Origin of the sequence: Weizmannia sp. FSL K6-3076 (genome assembly GCF_038007245.1) — a bacterium.
Lineage (GTDB): Bacteria > Bacillota > Bacilli > Bacillales > Bacillaceae_C > Weizmannia > Weizmannia faecalis.
The window spans coordinates 391487-412062 of sequence record NZ_JBBOWU010000001.1; the positions used below are offsets into that span (position 1 = coordinate 391487).

A 20576-nucleotide genomic window follows, 5' to 3' on the forward strand; every position below is an offset into this window, starting at 1 on the left:
TAAGCCATACCAAAATATTCGTCCAGCAAGCTCTAATTATTTAAATTATTACATATTTAGCCGCATTTTTGGGGGGGAATAGTTAAATTATCACGAAAAATTTTTACTCCTCAGAGCTGATAAGAATGAAAGTATGCCATAACCGTCTGCCGATTACGTCCTATAATCTTAGCGATATCCATATATATGGCCTTCTAGGTGTAATAGCACAGAAAGGTAACGCTCATAAAGACGTTTATCTTTTGTATTTTTCATTGCATTTCGTAAGGATTCAATTTCATGATTTACCATTTTTTCTCCATCCTTTTTGGTATAGTTACAGACTTTATACCCGAAAAAGGACCAAGAAATTGAGCAAAGATGATTAGTTCATCTTATATAGCAACTGATGCATATCTAAAAGAGACTTATGGATTAATTCTGACTTGTTATTTCAGTAATTAATACTTGCTGAATAAGTGAAAATTCCAGATTTGACAAGGGTTTCGGTTACCTTTGTCGAATATAAAGTGTAAGGACTTTATAACGTAAAAAACCTTGTGCTTGGAAGTCTTTACGACATACAAAAAAATGGGCGTTACACTTGCCGCCGGATACAGTCTGTCCTGGTTTAAGGATACATTCGCAAAAGGCGAAGATTTTGCAACATTGCTGGAAGAAGCCGCGCATTCTTCGATCGGGGCAAACGGGCTGCTTTTCACGCCGTTTATTGCCGGGGAAAGAACGCCCTATGCCGATGCAAAAATCCGCGGCACTTTTACAGGCATTGACAGCTCACACACCAGGCGGGATTTTACCCGTGCAGTGATGGAAGGTATTGCCTTCTCTATCAATGAAAGTGTTGAAATTTTTCGGAACTATGGCAAGAACATCGATACCGTGGTATCCATCGGCGGCGGTGCGAAAAGTGACCTGTGGCTGCAAATTCAGGCTGATATTTTTCATGCAAAAGTCATCAAACTTCAGAATGAACAAGGTCTCGGGATGGGCGCCGCCATGATTGCAGCAAGCGGATTGGGGTGGTTTTCTTCCCTCAAAGATTGTGCAGCCGCCTTTATCCGGACAGGCCGGACATTTGAGCCAATACCGAAAAACGTCAGCCGTTACCGGGATTTTTATCAGGTTTATAAAGATGTTTATCCGCACACCGTCGCGATCAATCACCAGTTGTTTGATTTAAGGGAGGAATGAGGGGGCTGCAGCACATTCAATTTGCTAAATGTACCGTATGTTGGCTTTTTTTCGAAAAATAGTCGCTTTACCCTCTTTTATCCGTTGAAACAGTTTTCAAGTAAAAAGTATTTCTATAAAAAATTTACATTCAGTATTTTGCTAATCCCTGGAATTTTTTCCAATTCCGGGGTTTTGCTTATCCTATCTCCAAAAATTTAGAGGGAAGAATTTCTGATAAACTCTGGACAATATTTAGAAAATATTGTAAACTTTAAACAAAGTGGTTTTCATTTCCTTTTTAATATGAAGGGGTTCTGCAAACTTGGGAGTGAGATCCACCAGATTAGGGGGGGAGTTATATGAAAAAAGTGAGATTCGTACTCTATGTATTGTTAGCGTTCTCTTTGATCGTTGGGTTGCCGATAGGTGCGCAGGCAAGTAGTAAGGCTGACCAGCAAAATAAAGTGGGATCAGCTGAGGTAACAGCTGGCTTGAACCAGAACGCCAAACCCCATCTGGATAAAAAAGGACTGGAAGACTACCGAGATCCGAATGATTATCCATTAGTTAGAGAGGGAGAAAATGTTGGTCTTTTGAATGACACCTATGGTAGCTATCATTTCCTTACTTATCTCTCTGTAAAGGAATACTCAGATACCCAAATGCAATTGCTCATTCGGCATGGTTGCTATAGCAGTAGCAAGGATCCTTATTTGTATGCTGAGTTCTATACCAACCGTAATGGAGTAATGGATCTTTTGGGGAGTTCCTATAATAATATAGGATGGTTTACAGGGGATATCAATGTGGGCTACACCATTGATAAATCACTCTATGAAAATGATCCCTATATTTATATAAGAATAGGCACATTAAGAAGCCTTTCGGATCAATATTTCAGCGGTGTGACTTACTTTAAGGTAGCAAACCCGTTTTATAAAGGCAACGGTTCAAATGCCGGAGATACGAATTACTATGAACTCATCAGCAATGAATTTCCTGATGGTTCAAACTCTGAATATACCGGTTCTTTCCGCATTAATAACGATGCTTATGCCGACAGAAAAAAACTCAGCCCGTCCGCATATCGTATGGATTATGTGGCACCGTTTGACACAGAGAAAAACCAAAATAAAGCTCTGAAAAAAGAGACAAAGTCTATTAAAAAAGATTATGTTAAAGGGGACAGCAAATCGTTCTATGTTCAAAATATAGAAACCAGCAATTTTTCATCCATTTCTGCAACCCTTCTTTATAGCGGCGACCACGCCAACGTTTGGGTAAACAACAACGATATTACAGAGGATGAAGCAGCATTACTTGGAAAAGAATTCGATAATAAAATCTATCGATCAGATGTCGACAACTTTGGAATGCCATCAGATGTCGACCAGAATGGGAAGGTCAATATATTATGCTATGACATTCAAGATGGATTTAGTGGAAGCGGCGGTTATGTGGCTGGTTATTTTTCTCCGCGCGATCTGTATTATTATAGCTATTCCAATCAGTCGGAAATTTTCTATATTGATACCTATCCGTTGATGGGGATGTCTGCGACGAAAGATGTTTCGCAAGCTTATTCTACCCTGGCGCATGAGTTTCAACATATGATTAATTTTAACCAGAAAGTATTTGTACAAGGATTGACCGATACGGATACTTGGATGGATGAGGGCCTCTCGATGGCGGCTGAACAAATTTACACCGGTGCGCCGTTGAATGACCGGATCGATTACTACAATGAAGATGCGGACATTACAAAAGGCCATTCGCTTTTGTATTGGGATTATGAGAGTGACACATTAGCAAACTATTCATTGTCATACCTGGTTATGGAGTATTTAAAGGCCCAGTGCGGACAAGGAAACACGATTTTTAAGGAATTGATTAATGATCCGCATACTGATTATCAAGCAGTGCAGAATATCATCCACAAATACATTGATCCAAACCTTAGCTTCGGCCAGTTTATGACAGATTTCCGTGCCGCACTTGTCTTGAAAGAAGATACCGGTCTTTACGGGTTTAAAGGAGATACTGCTTTTGACGGGCTGAAAGTAAAAACCTACAGCGGTTCCTCCATCAATATAAAAGGCGGCGGAGCCATCGTCAAAGCTTTAAGCTCCAAAGATGATTTTCAAGTTCCTTCTGACAAAGGAACCGATATCACCTATACGCTTCTTGAAAAAGGAGATGCAGGCGCTGTAACGTCCCTGTCAAAACCGTCCGTTCAAACGGTTGGGGATAATGACACAGTGGTTACCGGTACGGCCGACCCGAATGTGACTGTGAAAGTAGCGGTGAGCGGAAAGGAAATTGGTTCCGATTCTACCGATTCAAATGGAAGTTTTTCGGTCAGCATTCCTAAACAAAAAGCCGGAACAGAACTGCATGTGTATACTGAAGACAGCAAGGGCAATCAGAGTGAAGAAACCGTCGTCACTGTTCAGGACAAAACGGCTCCAGCAGCGCCGAAAGTGAATGAAGTAAGCGATGCAAGCACTGCGGTTAAAGGAACCACGGAAGCGGGGGCAAAAGTTACAGTAAAATCTGGCTCAAACATCTTAGGCACGGCAACGGCCGATAATACCGGTGCATTCTGGATATTTATCGAAAAACAAAATGCGGGAACGAAGCTTGTCGTTTATGCAGAAGATACAGCAGGGAATAAAAGCGCTGAAACAACGGTAACGGTCATTGACAAAACGACTCCGGCAGCGCCGAAAGTGAATGAAGTAAGCGATGCAAGTACTACGGTTACTGGAACCACAGAAGCGGGCGCGAAAGTAACAGTAAAATCTGGCTCGAACGTCTTAGGCACGGCAAAGGCCGATAATAACGGTGCATTCAAGGTAACCATCGCAAAACAAAAAGCAGGGACGAAGCTTGTCGTTTATGCAGAAGATGCAGCAGGGAACAAGAGCGCTGAAACGACGGTAACGGTCATTGATAAAACGGCTCCGGCAGCGCCGAAAGTGAATGAAGTAAGCGATGCAAGTACTACGGTAACAGGAACAACAGAAGCGGGCGCGAAAGTAACGGTAAAATCTGGATCGAAAATCTTAGGCACGGCAACGGCCGATAAAACTGGTGCATTCAAGGTAACCATCGCAAAACAAAGAGCAGGAACGACTTTGACAGTCTACGCAACAGATAAAGCGGGAAATACAAGTGCAGGCAAATCGTTCAAAGTGGTAGACAAAACAGCACCATCGGCCCCGTCCGTCAATCGGTTTGGTGATAATCAAACAACGATTACAGGTAAAGCAGAAGCCGGCGCCAAAGTGACGATTAAACGTGGTAAAACGGTGCTGGGGACAGGGACAGCAAGTAGTAAAGGCACCTTTTCAGTTAAAATCAAATCGAAGCAAAAGGCAGGAACGGTTCTAACAGCCTATGCGACAGATAAAGCTGGAAATACGGGTGCAGGCAAATCGTTCAAAGTGGAAGACAAAACAGCACCATCAGCCCCGTCTGTCAATCGGTTTGGTGATAATCAAACAGTGATTACAGGTAAAGCAGAAGCCGGCGCCAAAGTGACAATTAAACGTGGCAAAACAGTGCTGGGGACAAGGACAGCAAGTAGTAAGGGTAGCTTTTCAGTCAGAATTAAATCGAAGCAAAAGGCAGGAACGGTTCTAACAGCCTATGCGACAGATAAAGCGGGAAATACGGGTGCAGGCAAATCGTTCAAAGTGGAAGACAAAACAGCACCATCGGCCCCGTCCGTCAATCGGTTTGGCGATAATCAAACAACGATTACAGGTAAAGCAGAAGCCGGCGCCAGAGTGACGATTAAACGTGGTAAAACGGTGCTGGGGACAGGGACAGCAAACAGTAAAGGCACCTTCTCAATCAGGATCAAATCGAAGCAAAAGGCAGGAACGACTCTGACAGCCTACGCGACGGATAAATCGAGAAATACAAGTGCAGGCAAATCGTTTAAGGTTGTAGATAAAACCGCCCCTGGCATTCCAACAGCCGGAAAGGTCACTTACAAATCATCAACGGTTTCCGGTAAGGCGGAAAAATACGCGACGGTTTATGTTTACAACGGTAGCCATTACGTCGGAAAAGCAACGGCAAATTCAAGAGGAACCTACTCGGTGCATATGAAGAAACAAAAAAGAGGATCCACGCTGAGGATTTATGCAAAAGACAAGGCGGGGAATAAAAGCAAATACCGATATGTAAAGGTGAAGTAAGACGAAACGGCCTCCAGGTAGGGGGCCGTTTCTCCATATCCTGGAATGATAGATCGCTTTAGGTGAAAATTCCATCCTTTCAGCTGGTGTTTGAAGCTGGGGATCTTGGTCGCTTATTACGAAGTGCAATGAATAGTGTATTCGTACAAGGTATCTCAAACAAGGGCGACACTATGCTGCAACTTTTGTAGACGTCTACACTTTTTGCATGGTTTTGTATATAATAAAGATATAGGAATAATTGAGGGAGTGTAATTCATGAATAAAGCCAATGAAGCGGCAATCAAAAAAGTGAGAGATTGGCTTGACACGGAAGGAAAATCCATTCAAGATCTTGCTGAGGAAGTAGGAATCAGTAAATCCTTAATGGGACATATTTTAACAGGAAAACGGCAATTTCTTCCAAACAGAATGGCTCAAGTCGCAAAAGTTATGGGGATTACCGTTGAAGAATTGTTAGCTGAAGATCGTTCAGAAAAACCTTATGTACTTTCTTTACGCGGGAAAGCCAATTCGAGGGCTGCCAAACGCCAGTTGGAAAATATGTTATTTGCAATTGAAGATTGTTTACGGATTGAGGAGATCAATCGTGCTACTGGGGAGAAACCATATGAGTAAGCTGAAGTTACAGTCGGAACAAGTTGGTGAAGCTTTCGCCGGGCAATTTTTAACTGATCATTTTGGCGCCGAAATATTTATCGGCCCGGGGATTGAGTTAAAACTTCAAGAAATATCACATGTTATTTTTCAAGATGTGCCGGACAACGAATATTTCGGCGCTACTGTAAATGTTGATTCGGAACAAGTTTTTGTGGCCATCAATACCCGGCAGCCTTTACGCATAAGATATTTTACAGTTGCACATGAATTTTGGCATTTATTAGGATACAAAGAAGTCATTAGTGAAGAAATTGACCATGAAAGAGCAGCTGACCGGTTTGCTGCAGCGGTAATGATGCCTGCCTCGCTTGTCCGTCTGCTATGGGGAAGACTGAAACAGGACTTTGGAGAAGAAAAAGCGATCATCATGATTGCTGACATGGCCGCAGCACCATACGAAGCTGTGGCAAGACGGATACTCGAATTAAAGTTATCAAAATCCCGCCGCTTGATAGCAATAAAAGAAAAAGAGTGGATTTCACTTCGTAAAGCACACCATCTCGCAAACAGCCCGCTTGATGAGCCTTTTCCCATTAAAAGCTTTAGCAAATATGAAAGCGTTATCGCTGAAGCTGTTGAAAAAAGATTATTAAATAAAGCAGAAGCATCTGGAAAATTGGCTCAAATCTCTCCGGAAACGGCGATAAGGTATCAAACGGAAACAAATCGTGAACGCACGATCTCACAGGAAGAGGAAGAAGATTTGTGAGAAGAGGGAAAGTCTTTATTGATACCAATATTATTCAACTCGCGGCTGTTTATAAAAAAAGCGATGTCATCGGGTGGATTAATCAGCTTTACGAGGATGTATACATCCATATCTCAGTTTTGAATGAACTCCTATTGAACAGATCAGTGGCGGAAAAACAAATTCATGAACAAAGGTGGCAACTTTTTGATCCGGATGATGTACAATGTCTTTCTCACGATGAATTTGAAATATATCGTTACTATGAACGATATATTGGAGAGAGCTTTAAGAGGCTTTATGAAAAAAAGAGAAATCTTGGAATGATACTTAAAAGCACAAGCAATCTTGGTGAAATTCACACATTGGCTGCTGCAATGTTATTGCAAGCTAGAATCATTTGCAGCAATGATTATGAGATACGAGAAATTATCCATGATGAAGAAATATGCACAGCAGCCAGTGAATACGATACCCCCGAGCTCATTATACAAGATACACTTGAAGATTTTTGTTTTTTTTGCGTACAACACAAAGTTGCAACCAAAAAGGAAGTGAGGCAACTCTTTAAAGTAGCTAATGCTGAAGATAACGAACCTAAGCGCCAAAGAAAGCTAAATGCTTTAAATGCAAGATTGAATGAACTGTCCGATTCATGAACTAGGGTTTGCTGAACGGATCTGATTTTGGCTTACATCCCATTTGTCAGCAAGCTCTGCCTTAATATATAAAAGAATACATCGGCGAAAATACTTGGTTATTCTTTATGCATTCAATCAGCTTTCAAATGCAAAGTTCTTTTAGTATTTTCTATATAACCCTTGCATTGAATATTTACTAAAGCCCTTCAAGTTTTTGCTAAGTCTAAGAGAATGTAAAATATTTTGTGTAAATGAATAAGTGAAGGTGAACTAGGGCGAAGCGGCCTCCGATAATGGGGGCCGCCCCAGTACAGATAAATCAATATGCGTGTGCCCTGTCACCGCTTGAAAATATCCCCCCTTTGAAAATGAGGGGGGATATAGAAGAAAAACCGGGTTATACTGTTTCTGCCGATTGAGAGTTAAAGATTTGACGGCGGCGCTCCAGTTCGATACTCATTTTTTCCCGTTGTTGGTCCAGTTTATAGAAACAGGTCGTGATGCCGATAAGCAGGCAGATCAACATGGGAATCCATATAAATGAAGCTTCAATATATTTTAAAGCAGTCGGGGTTTGTGTTGCGTTCGGGACATAGCCGCCCATTTTTAAGAATATCCCGATCAGCGCGCTTGCCAGTCCCATGCTTAATTTCACACAAAAGCCCTGGAAAGCAGCAATCATACCGGATATGCTTCTTTTTTTCTGATACTCCGAGTAGTCGATGACATCTGGTTGGATGGCAAATGTTGTCCCAAAAATGCCGTATATGCCGAGACCCGTTACGGCTAATCCGGCAATCAGTATAACTGGGAATGCGCTTCCAAAGTAGATCATCAAATCGCCGATAATGTAAATCGCTGTGCTTAACAGCAAGCAAGCCTTTTTTGATATTTTTTTCTGTAAAAATGGAAGAACAAGCAGCATGGGCAAGCCGGACAAAATACCGAAAAGCCCTACAAAAGTTAACCAGCTGGAACGTCCCAGATTATAGGTAAAATAATAGATGACCGTGGTATTCCGGATCACAAATAATGCAAAGTAAAGAAAGTTTAAGATAAAGAACAGGATGCTCTGGCCGGTTAATCCTTTTAGATCCTCCAAAAACGAATGTTTTTCCTGTTTGACAGCCGGGGGTACAACTTCTTCTGTGTTCATAAAGGTAATCACAAATATCAATAAGGCGAGAACAGCATATAACGACATTGTAATGAGAAAGCCTTTTTGTGTGCTTCCCTGCCCGAACAGGTTTACAAGTGGTGTTGTAATGGACATCACCAATGCTGTTCCCAATAAAGCGCAAATCATTCTGGTCGTTACAAGCCAGTTTCGTTCATGTACGTCTGAAGTCAGTCTTGGAACGATCGTGTTTAACGGAATATTGACAACGGTATATGCGATATTCAGCAAAGTAAACGTCACATACGCCCAGACCAATTTTCCAGTCATTCCGGTATCCGGCACGATAAACGTAAGGATGGTAAAAACAGTAAATGGAACAGCTCCGATGATAAAATAAGGCCTCCCCTGGCCCCATCTCGTATGGGTCCGGTCAACGATCAATCCCATTCCGGTATCCGCAAATGCATCGATGATTTTTGTGACGAGCATTAATGTGCCGGCAGCGGCTGCTGTAATGCCAAAGACGTCCGTATAGAAAAACATCAGATAAGACGCCATTGTCCCAAACACAAGGTTACAACCTAAATCTCCTACGCCATACCCCATTCTTTTTTTCCATTTCTCCATTTAACTCACATCCCCTTTTTTGAATTTCCGTTGGGCCGTTGTATCGTAATGGCGCCACAACTGGACATGATGGCGAGGCTGGAAAACCAGCCAATAAGCAAATCATGTCCACTCTGTCTATCTTGTTGGTGATTCAACAAGGCGGGATATCGCTTTCATATCTTGTTTTAAATGTTGATAGGCAGATTGATAAACTTGATAGCAGGCATTATATTTTTCATGGTTTTCCGGATTTGGCAGGATCTTTTCATCTAACACCTGCCATTTTTTTACGTCGCCGTAACTTAAAAGTCCTGTTCCGATTCCGGCAAGAATTACATCCCCCATATTGGCTTCAACATCATGGAGCGGGCAAATGACAGGGTAGCCGGTTACGTCCGCAAAAATTTGCCGCCAGACTTTAGATTTTATTACCCCGCCGGCAATGTAGATGGAATTCCCCACATTTTCACCGGTTGCTTCCATGGCATTTCTTAAAGAATAGGCAACTGCCTCTAAGAATGCACGATAAAGATGTGCTTTAGTATGGGCGAGCGAGAGCCCGATAATTGTGCCCTTGGCATCTGAATCCCATATTGGGGCTCTTTCCCCCATAAAATACGGAAGGACGATAAGGCCATTACTGCCGGCAGGAATTTTCGATGCCTGTTCATTTAAAATATCATAAGCATTTCTACCGCCGTGTTTCTCTGCTTCCAATTCAAACTGGCACAGGGTTTGCTTGAACCATTTGACGATCGCGCCTGCCGTATTGGCTCCTGCAAAACAATACGATAATCGTTTGGCGTCATATAAATAAGGCCAGACAATCAAACCTTTTCCTTTCGCAGGCTGGTCGGAGATAAGTGCAGCACACATCGAAGTGCCGATAGAAGCGGCGTAAATGCCGGATTCCAATACCCCCAGCCCGATGTTTGCGGCGCCGCAGTCGATTCCGCCGGCGATGACGGGCATACCTTCAGAAAGCCCCAGTTCTTCTGCTGCTTTTTTCGTCAATCCGCCAACGATATCCGTTGACTCTACAATCCTTTGCGGCATCATCGACATAGGAATTCCCATTTGATCCATTAATGTTTTTGACCATGTCCTTGTATTCATGTCAAAGATCCCGCCAATATTGCCTGCCGAGGAATAGTCAATCGCAATTTCACCAGTCAAATGGTAGATGACGTAATCGTTAGGCGGGAGAAAGAGTTTCGTTTTTTTCCAGTTTTCCGGTTCATGGCGTTTCATCCATAAAATTTTTGTGTAGCCGTAATATGGATCTGCCCCGTTATAAGTGATTTCCTGCAAGTTTTCTTCCCCGATATGCTGAAGCACCCATTTCGTTTCTTCTTCAGCTCTTCTGTCCATCCAGATCATGCAAGGCCTTACAGGTTTCATGTTTTCATCCAGCGGTATGCCGGAACCTCCGTAAAGCCCGCTGATTGCAATCCCGGCAATCTTTTCTTTTGAAATGCCGGATTTTTGTACCGTGTTGCGAATAGAGGTTTTGGCTGCGTCTAGCCATACGTCCGGCCACTGCTCCGCCCATAAAGGCCTGGGGGTGATAATGTCATATTCTTGCAAGTCCTGGGCAATCAGATGGCCTTCTGTATCCATCAGTACTGTCTTTGTTCCTGAAGTTCCAATGTCTGTCCCAAGTAAATAGTTCATTAAATAAGCTCCTCGTATAATAAGTTTCAAATCCAAAGTTGATGTCAATTTCCAATTCGTTTTGCTCATTTACAAGTGAATATAAGGTTTTTATTCCAGGCGAACTCGTAATGATAGAATCATTAGATACAAGTGAAGGCACCATCTACAACAAAATCAGCACCGGTTGTAAATGTGCTCGTGTCACCTGCAAGGTATACACAAATGGATTGCAATTCTTCCGGTTTTCCCATCCGGTGAAGCGGGGCCATCTTGTTCCATTGTTCAATTAAAGGCTTCAGGCTTGGGGAATTTAATGTCAGTTCTGTGCCCATATATCCCGGGCTGATACAGTTGACCCGCACATTTTTGTCCGCCCATTCGACAGCCAGTGATTTCGTCAATTGAATAACGCCTGCTTTAGAAGCATTGTAGGAGCATTGCGGCTGCGGTACGTTGACAATATGTCCGGACATGGAGGCTGTATTGATAATCGAACCGCCACCTTGTTGAATCATCACTTTGCCGGCTGCCTGCGCGGTTAAAAAGATCCCTGTAAGGTTTACATCTATGACTTTTTTCCATTGTTCGAAGGTCATTTCTTCAGCCGGGACATTCAGGCAAATTCCTGCATTGCAAAACGCAACATCAATCCGCCCGAATGCATCCAATATTTTTGTGGTCATTGCCTTTACATCTCCGGGTTTTGTCACATCGGCTTGTACTGCAATGGCCTGGACCGGATGATTTTCTTGCAGTTCTCTGGCGGTTTTTTCTGCTTCTTTTAAATCCACGTCAACAATTGCAATGTCTGCACCCGCTTCAGCAAAAGCAGTGGCAACGCTTTTACCAATCCCTCTTGCGCCGCCTGTTACGAAAATCTTTTTTCCATCCAATCTCATTTTCTCGATTATTCCCATTTCGCTTACTCCCCTTTGATAAGTTATTTTATAAAATCATTTTATAAAACTTGTTTATATAATAAAACGCTTTTATGGGAGTGTCAACAGAAAGCGCTTAAAAAATTTGAACCATAATATTTTAGAAGATTTGAAAAACATGTCTGCATGATGCCATTCCTAAGTTGTGAGGGATTAGTCTGTATGTTATAGTGAATTTAAACAACTGTTTTTATAAATCGTATTTATATAATGGGGTCATCACATGGCGAATAGTATGACATTGAAAGATATAAAAAAGAATAATTATTCCTTAATCTATCACTTGATTTATCAGCACAAAAAACTTTCCAAACAAGAAATTTCGAATATGCTTCATTTAAGTCTGCCAACCGTTAGCCAGCATTTGACGCAGTTGGAGAAGAAAAATCTAATTCAAAAAAGCGGATACTTCGAATCTTCTGTTGGCAGACGGGCTGCGGCATATACCGTATGTCAACAGGCACGTATTGGGATCGGAGTCGAAATTCAAAAAGAGAAAGTCCGCATTTTGGCGATTGATTTACGAGGCACAGTCTTTCAGCAAAAAGAGCTGTATCTGACTTATGCAAATGACGACCATTATTTCAAACAAGTTACCCAGGAAGTACAGGCATTTATCGATCATTTTGATTTTAAGAAAGAACAAGTGCTGGGAATTGGATTTGCAGTACAGGCCCTGACTTCTAACGACGGAGAAAAAATTGTGTACGGCAAAATATTGGATTGTACAGGATTGGATATCCATGTTTTTGCTCGGCATCTTGACTATCCTTGCAAGTTCTTACACGATGCAAAATGTGCGGCTACAACAGAGCTTTGGATGAGAAAAGACATTGGGGATGCAGTATATTTATCGATCGGGACGCATCTTGGCGGAGCGATTATTATCAATGACCAAATTTATATGGGAAAAGATGGGCACAGCGGGACTGTCGAACATATGACAATTGATCCGAATGGTTCTTTGTGTTACTGCGGGAAAAGAGGCTGCATGGAAACGCTCTGTTCCATCCATGCACTATTAAAAAAAGAAGAATCCCTGGCATTTTTCTTCCAGAAAGTTCGTTCAGGGGTGCCTTCCTATGTGGAAAGATGGCATACTTTTATAGAACATCTGGCTTTTTCCATTAATAATATTCGCCTTGTAATCAACCGGGATTTTATTTTAGGCGGGCATATTTCCCCGTATTTAAAAGATAAAGATTTACAAATTCTCCATGAAAAGGTAAATGAGAAGACAGCTTTTCCAAGTGAAGAACCGTTTATTTTTATTAGCCGTTCCAATGAAGACGGTGTGCCGGTCGGTGCTGCCATTCCGTTTATCCAATCGTTTCTGGACAGTATTTGAAACAGGTAGCAAATCAAAAACCATGTTGAAAATTCAAGATGAAACGGCCTCCGGATATTGGAGGCCGTTTCAGTATGGAAGAAATATGCTTGGGTCTCCTATACAGAAAACTTAGGCCCTGTACAGATTCAACCTTGGATGTCAAATGTTGTCCCGAAAATGCCGTATTTCCAAGACCGGTTAGATAATCGGGAATCCGTTTCCAACTTGATAAAAATCTCTTGATATACATAAGAATGAAAAAACATGGGTATAGGTCTGTATAAAAGGAGGTTATGGCAGTGAAGGCAGTTACGTTTCAAGGTGCGAAAGACATACAGGTAAAAGAAGTTGATGATCCGTCATTAAAAAAGCGGGATGATATTTTAATCAGGATTACCTCAACGGCCATTTGCGGATCTGATTTGCATATTTATAACGGAGCTTTGCCGGCGCGCCCGGGATTTGTGATCGGGCATGAGCCGATGGGAATCGTTGAAGAGGTTGGCTCGGAAGTCACAAAAGTAAAAAAGGGCGACCGGGTTGTTCTGCCGTTTACGGTTTCGTGCGGGCATTGCTATTACTGCCAGCACGGGATGGAGTCCCAGTGTGACAACTCGAATCCGAATGAAGAGGTCGACACAGGCGGTTTATTTGGTTATACAGAGCGGTACGGAGATATTCCGGGCGGGCAGGCTGAGTACCTGCGTGTACCGTTCGGCAATCAAATGCCGTTTGTGATTCCCGAATCTTGTGAGTTGGAAGACGAGGCGTTGCTGTTCTTGTCGGATGTGCTTCCAACGGCATACTGGAGTGTTGAAAATGCCGGTGTGAAACAGGGAGACACGGTCGTTGTGCTCGGCTGCGGTCCGATCGGCTTGATGACCCAGAAATTTGCATGGCTGAACGGGGCCAGCAGGGTGATTGCAGTTGACCATGTGCCATACCGGTTAAAGCATGCCAAAAAAATGAATAGAGTCGAAGTTTATAATTTTAAAGAATACGATGAGATGGGAAAGTATTTACGTGAGATTACCAATGGCGGGGCTGATGTTGTGATCGATTGCGTCGGCATGGACGGAAAAAAATCGGCGATTGAAGCAATCGAACAAAAACTCAAGTTGCAGGGTGGCACAATCAGCGCAATTCAAATTGCGATGGAAGCAGTCAGGAAGTTTGGTACTATCCAGCTGACAGGGGTATACGGTTCGGTTTACAATGCATTCCCGCTTGGCAGGCTGTTCGAACGCAATATCACCCTGAAAATGGGACAGGCGCCGGCTGTACATCTGATGCCGAAACTCTTTCAAGACATTACAGAGAAAAAGTTTGACCCAACTGAAATCATAACCCATAAAATTTCGCTAGATAAAGCAAGCGAGGCCTATCAATTGTTCAATGATCATAAAGATGGCTGCATAAAAGTCGTATTAAAACCATAAAAAATGCCGGCTCCGTATATTTTTTAAAAGCGGGGCCGGCATTTTTTGGGATGTCTGTCAGCGCCCGATTTTGCCGGCAGTTGCCAACAGAACAAGGATTCAATTGGAAAAGGCATTTATGTCGTCCTCCGTGTGAGTGCGTGGATGAAATAAATAAATTGATTGAATTTGAAGGCGCTTACTCATAAAATAATAGTAAAACATGTAAAGGAGCCTCAAAAATGTCGAAAGTATTGGTTGTAAAAGCCCATCCATTTTCCGAAGAATACTCGCGTACTATGAAAGTGACGAATGCTTTTTTAACGTTTTTCCGAAAGAAGTCTCCCATCCTCAAGGAATGTGAAGGTGCGAATCGCACCAATGAGTAGGTGGGAGATGAATTTCGGTTGGCTTTAGCCAAAGTTATTTTTCCAATCCTTTTCTCAACAATTCTAAGATTGCGGCTGTTCTAGTTGGAATCCCATTTTCTTTTTGATATTGCTCCAATTTTTCTAATATCGTCTTAGGCATACGAATTTCTACACGTTCTTTCTCTTCTCTCATGATTATCACCTCATATTGATTGTACGGATTTTTTACGATATAATCAATATATACGAAATTTTTCCGCACAAAGTGAGGTGAATTGATATGGCCAAGCAAAACAAAGCTTTCAAGTTTCGTTTGTTACCAAACAAAGAACAATCCGCATTATTAGCTAAGACATTTGGTTGTGTTCGCTTTGTCTACAATAAGATGTTAGCTGAACGCAAAGAAACGTATGAAAAGTTCAAGGATGATAAAGAATTGCTTAAAAAGCAAAAGTTTCCGACCCCTGCAAAATATAAAAGTGAATTTCCATTCCTAAAAGAAGTGGATTCTTTAGCTTTGGCAAATGCACAAATGAACTTACAGACTGCTTATAAGAATTTCTTTGAAGGAAACGCGGATTTTCCAAAGTTCAAAAATCGTAAAGCAAAACAATCCTATACAACTAATATGGTCAACGGAAATATTAAGCTAGAAAATGGTCATATCAAACTGCCAAAAATCAAAAAGCCAATAAAAATGAAACAGCATAGAGAGATACCTGCTGATTATAAAATCAAATCTTGCACTATTTCTAAAACAAAGACAGGCAAATACTACATTTCAATTTTGACAGAATATGAGAAAGATATTCGTCCAGTTAAAATACAGAAAGTTGTTGGTTTGGATTTTGCTATGGATGGTCTATATGTCGAGAGTGAACAGGGTAAGAAAGCCAATTACCCACGTTACTATCGGCAAGCCTTAGATAAATTAGCAAAAGCACAACGAATTCTTTCTCGAAGAAAGAAAGGTTCTGCACGTTGGAACAAGCAACGACTAGTAGTGGCTAAATTACATGAGAAAGTGGCGAACCAACGCATGAATTTTCTTCATCATAAGTCAAAAGAATTAGCTTCTAACTTTGATGCTGTCGTGATTGAGGACTTGAACATGAAAGGGATGTCTCAAGCCCTTCACTTTGGGAAAAGCGTTCATGATAACGGCTGGGGGATGTTCACTACTTTCTTAGCGTATAAGCTAAAAGAACAGGGGAAACAACTTGTGAAAATTGATAAGTGGTTTCCCTCCACTAAGAAGTGTTCATGTTGCGGCAAGGAAAAAGAAATGCCATTATCTGAACGTGTATATAAATGTTCTTGCGGCTTTGTATTAGATCGCGATCACAATTCAGCAATCAATATCAAAAATGAGGGATTACGCTTATTAGCGTTATCATAAGTAACAAAACTCTTGGAACAAGAGGGTTAGCTCGGTCAGTTTTCGTTGGCTAGTAAAAGCAACGATAAGTCGAGAAGCCCCCACTTCAATCAAACCGTAAGGTTGATAAGTGGAGGGTAGTTCACTGAGGCTGGTTTTGTCGTTTCCGCAGATGATCATGTCAGGCATGGAAAGACAGCGTATGATTCAGGTAACTGGGGAGACTGGGGAGACAAAGGATATATGACGATGGCGGAGGATGAGCATACGCTTCGTAAGATTGTGCAGGAACAATATCCTGATTTGCCTTATTTCATGTTCGGGCATAGTATGGGGTCAATGATTGCCAGAGGTTATGCTGCTGCCTACGGGGATGGTTTGTCCGGCTTAATTCTGTGCGGGACTTCGGGCCAATTCCCGAATGCAGGCAAACTGCTCCCTGTTTTGAAAGACCTGGTCGATGAAGGCAAAGGGGAAGAAACCGATTCTTCTTATTTGGAAGAACTGATGGGCTGGATGACAGAACGGATTGAACAACCGAAAACGCCAAACGACTGGATAAGCGGCGACCCGGATATTGTGGCAGACCACGCAAACGATCCGTTTAATAATTTTTCAACTCCGCCAAATATACACTCACTCTACTATTTTGTCCAGATGATGGAGAAGATTGTCGGAACGGAGTGGGCAGAAAAAGTGCCGGTATCGATCCCTGTTTATAACATTGCCGGTGACCAGGATCCGGTCGGCCAATATGGGGAAGGGTATATGCTGTATCGAACTGGCTGGTGCAAACCGGACATATTTTTTGCTTGTCCTGCACTTGTAAGCGAAAAATGCATCTGAACCTGGCTGCAGCTATAACAAAAAGCTTCTGCCCAAAAAAGGGAGAAGCTTTTGTCATTTGCCATGCTCTTTACAAGATCCTGAATAGCCTTCATGACCAGCCTAATGGCTGCAGGCAATTATTTATAACTTGGAACTTCCAATGTGATATTGTAATTGTCTAATAGGTTGTATAAGTTATAGATTTCATCCACTTGTTTGTAAGCCCAGCCAATGTCTGTTGCATATTGATGGGAGGCATAGCCATATGTTGCAGCGACATCTGGATTCCATCTCATTTTATACAAGGTATCTTGACCGGCGCCAAGGTAATTGCTGCTGATAAATTTAGCTCCGCCAATGATGGCCGCTTCCGGGGTCGTCCAACCATGTTGATAGGCATACCTGGCTCCATTTTGGACGGCATTGCCATCATTCGCCCCAGTCCCATACATATTATAAACTGTCTTGCCATTATACTTGACCCCATTTGCCAGCTGGGAAGTGCCATTTCCTGTTTCAAGTAAGGCATGAGCAATCAGATAAATTTCATTGATACCATTTTGTTTTGCTGCAGTTAAAAATGCAGATGCTTTCCCGGCTAAAATGCCTTTACCCGCAAGAATTTTTTGGTTCACTTCTGTTGCATTCAGATTGGCGGTCGAAGTTAATTTCAAAAATTGAAGTGAGCGGACTGGATCCGAAACAAAGTTATTCGGATTTAAATAGTATTTCACTTCATTTTTCGTGGCATTTTTCCATGCCTTGTTATAACTGATTTGATACCATGTATAGCCGTCATCCCCTTTTACAGTGGATAAGATGGTGACCTTTGTGCCTTCTTTAAGCGTTTCGCCGACTTCATGATTCTTTGTACCGGCACCATCTCTGATATGCCAGTTTCCGTTTTGGACAACACCTGTTGTATGGCTTGTCAGCTTAATGGCATCACTTCTGATATATCGTTCATTTGTATCTGTTTGAGGCGAAACTTTCATTTGAATATTTGCAAGTTCATCCAGTGAAAGATCATATTTTTTTACAATCGATGTCACCTTGCCATTGGATTGTTTTGCAGCGGATGTTAAATAATTTGTGCTGACATAACCAATTTTTCCACCGATTTCTACCTTTGCCCAGCCATCCTCTTCGGAGTAGACCTTTACAGCTGTTCCTTTATCAAGGACTTCAATCACACTTGTTAAGGTAGAAGGCCCTTTACGTAAATTCAAATCTGCTGTCGTGTATTTGGTTACCGTAGAATCTGGTGTTGGTTCGGAACTGTTATTGCCGTCATCTGCTGTGCTTGCATCAGGGTCTGAACTTGACAGATAGGATGCGAGCACATAACCGGTTATGCCTCTCGCTTTCACTTTTACCCATGGGCCGGAAGCGGTGTAAACCGTCACTTTTTCGCCTCTTTGCAGACTTGCTAATTTTTTGCCACTTGTGGAGGCTTTGGAACGCAATAACAGATGCGAACCTTTGTCCACATTGACATATTTCGTCGTTGTTTTGGCAGGAGTTGAAGTGCCTGCATGGTTGTCCGGATTTGAATTCGCCAAAAAAGATGCGTGGACATACCCCGTTTTGCTCCCGGCCTTTACTTTCGCCCAATCCCCGGAAATGGAGTAAACCGTCACTTTTTCTCCTCTTGCCAAGCTCGCTAAAATGCTGGACGAAGTGGAGGCTTTGGAGCGCAATATTAAATGGGAGCCTTTGTCCACATTGACATACTTCGTCGTTGTTTTGGCCGGAGTAGAAGTGTCTGCACTGCTATCGGGATTTGAGTTCGCCAAAAAAGATGCGTGGACATACCCTGTTTTGCTGCCGGCTTTTACTTTTGCCCAGTCGCCAGAAATGGAGTATACCGTCACTTTTTCTCCTCTTGCCAAGCTCGCTAAAATGCTAGACGAAGTGGAGGACTTAGAACGCAATATTAAATGGGATCCTTTATCCACATTGACATACTTCGTCGTTGTTTTGGCCGGAGTAGAAGTGTCTGCATTGCTATCGGGATTTGAGTTCGCCAAAAAAGAGGCATGAACATATCCCGTTTTGCTGCCGGCTTTCACTTTTGCCCACTCCCCGGAAATAGAGTACACCGTCACTTTTTCTCCTCTTGCCAGGCTTGCTAAAATGCTGGACGAAGTGGAGGCTTTGGAGCGCAATATTAAATGGGAGCCTTTGTCCACATTGACATACTTCGTCGTTGTTTTGGCCGGAGTAGAAGTGTCTGCACTGCTATCGGGATTAGAATTCGCCAAAAAAGATGCATGAACATAACCCGTTTTGCTCCCGGCTTTTACTTTTGCCCAATCCCCAGAAATGGAGTAAACCGTCACCTTTTCGCCTCTAGCCAAGCTATCTAAAATGCTGGCCGTTCCGGAGGCTTTCGAACGTAATATTAAATGAGAGCCTTTGTCCACGTTGACATACTTCGTCGTTGTTTTGGCCGGAGTAGAAGTGTCTGCACTGCTATCGGGATTTGAGTTCGCCAAAAAAGATGCATGAACATAGCCCGTTTTGCTCCCGGCTTTTACTTTTGCCCAATCCCCGGAAATGGAGTAAACCGTCACTTTTTCTCCTCTTGCCAAGCTTGCTAAAATGCTGGACGAAGTGGAGGCCTTAGAGCGCAATATTAAATGGGAACCTTTGTCCACATTGACATACTTCGTCGTTGTTTTGGCTGGTTTTGAAGTACTTGTATTGCTGTCTGGATTTGAGTTTACCAAAAAAGATGCATGAACATAGCCCGTTTTACTTCCGGCTTTTACTTTCGCCCAATCCCCGGAAATAGAGTAAACCGTCACTTTTTCTCCTCTAGCCAAGCTTGCTAAAATGCTGGACGAAGTGGAGGTCTTCGAACGCAATATTAAATGGGAGCCTTTGTCCACATTGACATACTTCGTCGTTGTTTTGGTTGTGCTCGTTGTCGTTGCCGTACTGCCGGGTTTTGTGCTGGTTAAATATTCCGCGCTAACATACCCCGTTTTTGTCCCGGATTTTACTTCTGCCCAACCATCAGACACATTGTATACCAATACAGCTGTTCCTTTTTTTAAGCTGTCCAATTTGGCGGCACTTTTTGAAGGCTTTGCTCTTAATGTCAAGCTTGAATTCGCATCAACATTGACATATTTTGTCTCTGTTTTTGCTGCGGCTTGTACACTTGAACTATGTAGGAATTTTGTCAGTGAAGCGCCCTGTACCGTTTTATCAAAAGCAGGAGTGGATAATACTGCAAAACAAAGTGGTATGACTAAGCCTTTTTTCATTTCAATCTCCTTTCCAATTGGATCTTTCAGCTCGAGGGTTCCTGAAATTTAAAATTTCATTCTTTTAGCCTTTGTTCTATCAAAATACCCTAAATCCTGTCAAATCCGTCTAGTAAATTTATCGTCTTTTTTTAGTACTTTTTAAGGGGAATACGCCGTTTTTATTGAAAATATAAACCGAAAGTCCCGAATCGTGTAAAAAATCTCTTTTGACAAATGCCGAAGAGCGTTCAATTGGAAGAAACCCAAAAAACCAGAACAGGTCAGCGATCACTGGCCAGCC

General features: G+C 42.3%; 13 protein-coding genes and 2 pseudogenes. 10 read left to right on the forward strand and 5 right to left on the reverse strand.

Annotation, left to right across the window (positions count from 1 at the left end; translation table 11 throughout):
* Positions 1-561 precede the first annotated feature (561 nt).
* The 5 genes and pseudogenes from NSS95_RS01825 to NSS95_RS01845 form a co-directional block, all read left to right on the forward strand.
* Positions 562-1191, forward strand: a pseudogene (locus NSS95_RS01825) (FGGY-family carbohydrate kinase); the annotation flags it as partial.
* A gap of 341 nt (positions 1192-1532) precedes the next feature.
* Positions 1533-5381: an Ig-like domain-containing protein gene (locus NSS95_RS01830; RefSeq protein WP_340713745.1), complete on the forward strand. Its 3849-nt coding sequence runs from the start codon at positions 1533-1535 to the stop codon at positions 5379-5381.
* A gap of 258 nt (positions 5382-5639) precedes the next feature.
* Positions 5640-5999, forward strand: coding sequence for a helix-turn-helix domain-containing protein (locus NSS95_RS01835; RefSeq protein WP_013858322.1), 360 nt, complete (start codon positions 5640-5642; stop codon positions 5997-5999).
* Complete coding sequence (locus NSS95_RS01840; RefSeq protein ID WP_013858323.1) at positions 5992-6750, forward strand: ImmA/IrrE family metallo-endopeptidase; 759 nt, start codon at positions 5992-5994, stop codon at positions 6748-6750. Before NSS95_RS01835 ends, NSS95_RS01840 begins: the two co-directional genes overlap by 8 nt.
* On the forward strand, positions 6747-7388 hold the full coding sequence (locus tag NSS95_RS01845) for a hypothetical protein (RefSeq protein WP_017551431.1): 642 nt from the start codon (positions 6747-6749) through the stop codon (positions 7386-7388). The genes NSS95_RS01840 and NSS95_RS01845 overlap by 4 nt, the downstream gene beginning before the upstream one ends.
* A 379-nt stretch (positions 7389-7767) precedes the next feature.
* On the opposite strand, the gene NSS95_RS01850 is transcribed toward NSS95_RS01845, so the two are convergent.
* The 3 genes from NSS95_RS01850 to NSS95_RS01860 all read right to left on the reverse strand — a co-directional run bounded on the left by NSS95_RS01850 (position 7768) and on the right by NSS95_RS01860 (position 11672).
* The gene (locus NSS95_RS01850) at positions 7768-9117 is read right to left on the reverse strand and encodes an MFS transporter (RefSeq protein WP_340713746.1); all 1350 of its coding nucleotides are present in this window, start codon (positions 9115-9117) and stop codon (positions 7768-7770) included.
* Positions 9118-9234: 117 nt separating this feature from the next.
* A complete protein-coding gene (locus NSS95_RS01855) occupies positions 9235-10773 on the reverse strand; it encodes an FGGY-family carbohydrate kinase (RefSeq protein WP_340713747.1) in 1539 nt (512 codons plus the stop codon).
* Between the two features lie 122 nt (positions 10774-10895).
* Positions 10896-11672, reverse strand: coding sequence for an SDR family oxidoreductase (locus tag NSS95_RS01860; RefSeq protein ID WP_251460187.1), 777 nt, complete (start codon positions 11670-11672; stop codon positions 10896-10898).
* Positions 11673-11916: 244 nt separating this feature from the next.
* Here NSS95_RS01860 and NSS95_RS01865 point away from each other — a divergent pair, with 244 nt between their 5' ends.
* The 3 genes from NSS95_RS01865 to NSS95_RS01875 all read left to right on the forward strand — a co-directional run bounded on the left by NSS95_RS01865 (position 11917) and on the right by NSS95_RS01875 (position 14830).
* A complete protein-coding gene (locus NSS95_RS01865) occupies positions 11917-13041 on the forward strand; it encodes an ROK family transcriptional regulator (protein ID WP_340713748.1) in 1125 nt (374 codons plus the stop codon).
* Positions 13042-13322: 281 nt separating this feature from the next.
* A complete protein-coding gene (locus NSS95_RS01870) occupies positions 13323-14462 on the forward strand; it encodes a zinc-dependent alcohol dehydrogenase (RefSeq protein ID WP_340713749.1) in 1140 nt (379 codons plus the stop codon).
* A gap of 221 nt (positions 14463-14683) precedes the next feature.
* Positions 14684-14830 (forward strand): NAD(P)H dehydrogenase (quinone), encoded by a 147-nt coding sequence (locus NSS95_RS01875; protein WP_014096214.1) that lies wholly within the window; start codon positions 14684-14686, stop codon positions 14828-14830.
* Positions 14831-14864: 34 nt separating this feature from the next.
* Here NSS95_RS01875 and NSS95_RS01880 read toward each other — a convergent pair whose 3' ends face one another.
* Positions 14865-15005 (reverse strand): ribbon-helix-helix protein, CopG family, encoded by a 141-nt coding sequence (locus NSS95_RS01880; RefSeq protein ID WP_003352379.1) that lies wholly within the window; start codon positions 15003-15005, stop codon positions 14865-14867.
* 87 nt (positions 15006-15092) lie between these two features.
* On the opposite strand from NSS95_RS01880, the gene NSS95_RS01885 reads away from it, so the two are divergent.
* Positions 15093-16211, forward strand: coding sequence for an RNA-guided endonuclease InsQ/TnpB family protein (locus NSS95_RS01885; RefSeq protein ID WP_014095882.1), 1119 nt, complete (start codon positions 15093-15095; stop codon positions 16209-16211).
* Positions 16212-16391: 180 nt separating this feature from the next.
* Positions 16392-17036 (forward strand): annotated as a pseudogene (locus tag NSS95_RS01890) (alpha/beta fold hydrolase); the annotation flags it as partial.
* Positions 17037-17155: 119 nt separating this feature from the next.
* Here the strand turns inward: NSS95_RS01890 and NSS95_RS01895 are convergent.
* Positions 17156-20293, reverse strand: coding sequence for an SH3 domain-containing protein (locus NSS95_RS01895; protein ID WP_340713750.1), 3138 nt, complete (start codon positions 20291-20293; stop codon positions 17156-17158).
* Between the last annotated feature and the right edge of the window lie 283 nt (positions 20294-20576).

Coding starts and splice junctions, on each gene's coding strand:
- NSS95_RS01830 (WP_340713745.1), top strand. CDS start 1,533: ATGAAAAAAGTGAGATTCGTACTCTATGTATTGTTAGCGTTCTCTTTG.
- NSS95_RS01835 (WP_013858322.1), top strand. CDS start 5,640: ATGAATAAAGCCAATGAAGCGGCAATCAAAAAAGTGAGAGATTGGCTT.
- NSS95_RS01840 (WP_013858323.1), top strand. CDS start 5,992: ATGAGTAAGCTGAAGTTACAGTCGGAACAAGTTGGTGAAGCTTTCGCC.
- NSS95_RS01850 (WP_340713746.1), bottom strand. CDS start 9,117: ATGGAGAAATGGAAAAAAAGAATGGGGTATGGCGTAGGAGATTTAGGT.
- NSS95_RS01855 (WP_340713747.1), bottom strand. CDS start 10,773: ATGAACTATTTACTTGGGACAGACATTGGAACTTCAGGAACAAAGACA.
- NSS95_RS01860 (WP_251460187.1), bottom strand. CDS start 11,672: ATGGGAATAATCGAGAAAATGAGATTGGATGGAAAAAAGATTTTCGTA.
- NSS95_RS01865 (WP_340713748.1), top strand. CDS start 11,917: ATGGCGAATAGTATGACATTGAAAGATATAAAAAAGAATAATTATTCC.
- NSS95_RS01875 (WP_014096214.1), top strand. CDS start 14,684: ATGTCGAAAGTATTGGTTGTAAAAGCCCATCCATTTTCCGAAGAATAC.
- NSS95_RS01880 (WP_003352379.1), bottom strand. CDS start 15,005: ATGAGAGAAGAGAAAGAACGTGTAGAAATTCGTATGCCTAAGACGATA.
- NSS95_RS01885 (WP_014095882.1), top strand. CDS start 15,093: ATGGCCAAGCAAAACAAAGCTTTCAAGTTTCGTTTGTTACCAAACAAA.
- NSS95_RS01895 (WP_340713750.1), bottom strand. CDS start 20,293: ATGAAAAAAGGCTTAGTCATACCACTTTGTTTTGCAGTATTATCCACT.